The 3,444-nt window shown below is 63.1% G+C and carries 3 protein-coding genes and 1 pseudogene; 3 read left to right on the plus strand and 1 reads right to left on the minus strand.

What is annotated here, in order from left to right; all coding sequences use genetic code 11:
- Positions 1-1,291 (minus strand): tRNA (N6-isopentenyl adenosine(37)-C2)-methylthiotransferase MiaB (gene miaB, locus A2J02_RS13745; protein WP_068050692.1); only part of this gene is annotated, 1,291 nt, incomplete at its 3' end.
- 342 nt (positions 1,292-1,633) lie between these two features.
- On the opposite strand from miaB, the gene A2J02_RS13750 reads away from it, so the two are divergent.
- The 3 genes and pseudogenes from A2J02_RS13750 to A2J02_RS28700 all read left to right on the plus strand — a co-directional run.
- Positions 1,634-2,362: an amino acid ABC transporter ATP-binding protein gene (locus tag A2J02_RS13750; RefSeq protein ID WP_197478020.1), complete on the plus strand. Its 729-nt coding sequence runs from the start codon at positions 1,634-1,636 to the stop codon at positions 2,360-2,362.
- 53 nt (positions 2,363-2,415) lie between these two features.
- Positions 2,416-3,246: a glutamate ABC transporter substrate-binding protein gene (locus tag A2J02_RS13755; RefSeq protein ID WP_068050691.1), complete on the plus strand. Its 831-nt coding sequence runs from the start codon at positions 2,416-2,418 to the stop codon at positions 3,244-3,246.
- Positions 3,247-3,335: 89 nt separating this feature from the next.
- Positions 3,336-3,444, plus strand: a pseudogene (locus A2J02_RS28700) (amino acid ABC transporter permease); the annotation flags it as partial.

Raw genomic sequence — 3,444 nt, forward strand, 5'->3', positions numbered from 1 at the left:
ACGGGGCGGCTGCAGTGAGTGTGGTCGTGACGACGTCACCCGGACGAATCTCGCTCGCCCTGTCGGCGTCCACGGCGAAGTGGACGAGTCGGCCGTCCCTGGCTCGCCCGCTCATCCGATGGGTTGCTGCGTTCTTGCGACCTTCACCGGTGGCGACGAGCAGTTCGACCTCGGTACCGATCAGCGCCTGGTTGGCCGCGAGAACGATCTCCTCCTGCAACGCGATGAGCCGCAGATACCGTTCTTGCACAACCTCTTTGGGAACCTGGTCGGGCATGTCGGCCGCCGGGGTGCCCGGACGCTTCGAGTACTGGAACGTGTAGGCGTTGGCGAACTTCGCCCGTCGCACCACGTCGAGGGTCTGCTCGAAGTCCTCTTCGGTCTCGCCGGGGAAGCCGACGATGATGTCGGTGGTGACAGCCGCGTGCGGCATGGCCGCACGCACCTTGTCGATGATGCCCATGAACTTCGTCTGCCGGTAGGACCTGCGCATGGCCTTGAGGATTCGGTCCGATCCGGACTGCAGCGGCATGTGCAGGGTGGGGCAGATGTTCGGGGTCGACGCCATGGCCTCGATGACGTCGTCGGTGAACTCGGCGGGGTGGGGCGACGTGAAGCGCACCCGCTCCAGCCCCTCGATCGAGCCGCAAGCGGTCAGCAGCGAGGCGAACGCGCCGCGATCACGGGGCATGTCCGGATCGGCGAACGAGGCACCGTACGCATTGACGTTCTGGCCGAGCAGAGTCACCTCGAGGACGCCCTGATCCACCAAAGCCTGTACCTCGGCGAGGATGTCACCCGGCCTGCGGTCGATTTCCTTGCCGCGCAATGCGGGGACGATACAGAACGTGCAGGTGTTGTTGCAGCCCACCGAGCTCGACACCCAGCCGGCGTAGGCGGATTCTCGCTTCGCGGGAAGGGTGGAGGGAAAGGCCTCGAGAGATTCGAGAATCTCGACCTGCGCCTGTTCGTTGTGCCGGGCGCGCTCGAGCAGAACCGGCAGCGACCCGATGTTGTGGGTGCCGAAGACGACGTCGACCCACGGTGCCTTCTCCACGACGGTGTTGCGGTCCTTCTGCGCCAGGCAGCCACCGACAGCGATCTGCATGTTGGGATTGCGCGTCTTCGCGGGCCGCAACATGCCCAGGTTGCCGTAGAGCTTGTTGTCGGCGTTCTCGCGCACCGCGCACGTGTTGAACACGACCAGATCCGCATCGGTGCCCGAGTCCGCCGGCACGTAGCCCGCTTCCTCGAGCAGTCCGGACAACCGCTCCGAATCGTGGACGTTCATCTGACAACCGTGCGTACGCACTTCGTAGCTGCGGGCACCTGCCGCCGACCCGTCGGTGAGCGGTACGGGCTCGGTAACCCCGCGTTCGGTCACGTCCACGGTCGGAAAAACACTCGTTTGCACCCCTCCAGGGTACGTCCACCGCACCGACCGACACGCCGGGGTCGAGGGCTCCACCGGAGACTGTCCAGGGCCGATGCAGACCGTCAGTAAAGTTTCCATTACATAATCGAAGATGACGGGCGAAAACACCGGTCGGCGAGGAAACTACGCATAGGGTTTCGATCTATGACGCACGCCACCGACGCGCCGGCATCGACTCCCCCGCCGGGCGCACCTTCGATGATCTCGCTCAAATCCGTCGACAAACATTTCGGTGATCTGCACGTCCTCAAGGACATCAACCTGGAAGTGCCGGCCGGACAGGTCGTCATCGTCGTTGGTCCTTCCGGATCGGGCAAGTCGACCCTGTGCCGGACGATCAATCGGTTGGAACCGATCGATTCCGGTGCCATCGAGGTGGACGGAGACCTGCTCCCCGCCGAGGGCAAGGCCCTGGCCGCACTGCGTGCCGACGTGGGCATGGTGTTCCAGTCGTTCAACCTGTTCGCGCACAAGACGATTCTGCAGAACGTCATGCTCGCGCCAATGAAGGTGCGCAAGCAGATGAAGGACGAGGCAGAGAAGAGCGCATTGGCTCTGCTCGAACGCGTGGGCATCGCCAACCAGGCCGACAAGTACCCCGCCCAGTTGTCCGGTGGTCAGCAGCAGCGTGTCGCCATCGCTCGATCTCTCGCCATGAACCCCAAGGTGATGCTGTTCGACGAGCCCACCTCGGCCCTCGACCCCGAAATGGTCAACGAGGTACTCGACGTCATGACCTCGCTTGCCAAGGAGGGCATGACGATGCTCGTCGTCACCCACGAGATGGGCTTCGCTCGCAAGGCAGGCGACCGCGTCATCTTCATGGCCGACGGAGCCGTCGTCGAGGACACCGATCCGGAGACGTTCTTCAAATCCCCCAAGTCCGAACGAGCCAAGGACTTCCTCGGCAAGATTCTCGGCCACTGACCCGCTGCACCGTTCATTCCGTTCACACCACCCGATCCTTAAGGACATTCACAGTGAGAATCACCCGCCCGATCCGCCTCGGTGTCGCCATCGCCGCTCTGTCCATCGTCGCCACCGCCTGCGGCGGCGGCGAGGAAGCACGCACCATCTCCAGCAGCGCAGAGGCCGGCAACCTCATCGTCGGTATCAAGTTCGATCAGCCCGGCCTCGGGCTGCGCAACCCCGACGGCACGTTCAGCGGATTCGACGTCGAGGTGGCCAAGTACGTTGCCGGTCAGCTGGGTGTCGACGAGGCCAACATCGAGTTCAAGGAATCCCCCTCGGCCCAGCGCGAGACGCTGATCGAGAACGGTGAGGTCGACTACATCGTCGCCACCTACTCGATCACCGATACGCGTAAGGAGAAGGTCGGTTTCGCCGGACCGTACTTCGTGGCGGGACAGTCGCTGCTCGTTCGCAACGACAACACCGACATCACCGGACCTGCTTCTCTCGAAGGGAAGAGGCTCTGCTCGGTCTCCGGTTCGACTCCGGCGCAGAACATCGCCGACGAGTACCCCGGCGTGCAGCTACAGAACTACGACACCTACTCCGCCTGCGTCGAAGCCCTCAACAACAACTCCATCGATGCGGTGACGACGGACGACATCATCCTCGCCGGTTACGCCGCTCAGTTCCCGGGCCAGCTCAAGGTGGTCGGTGAGCCGTTCACCACGGAGAACTACGGCATCGGCCTGAACAAGGACGACACCGAAGGACGTAACCAGATCAACGACGCCATCGAGGAAATGATCTCCAGCGGTGCCTGGGAGCAGGCGTTCAACGACACCGTGGGTGCATCGGGTTACCCGTTGCCCGAGGCACCCACCGTCGATCGTTACTGATCTCTGATGCCGCCGAGTACCGCTGCGCAATCCGAGCAGAAGTACTCGGCGGCCTGAATTCTCTCTGAGCCGTAAGGACCTGAGGCACCTTGAACCTATTGAGCAAATACGGCAGTCAACTCGTCGAGGTATTCATCACGACGATCCAGTTGACACTGCTGTCGGCGGTCGGTGCGCTGATAATCGGCACGGTGGTCG

It is taken from the genome of Rhodococcus sp. EPR-147 (genome assembly GCF_001647185.1).
GTDB lineage: Bacteria > Actinomycetota > Actinomycetes > Mycobacteriales > Mycobacteriaceae > Rhodococcoides.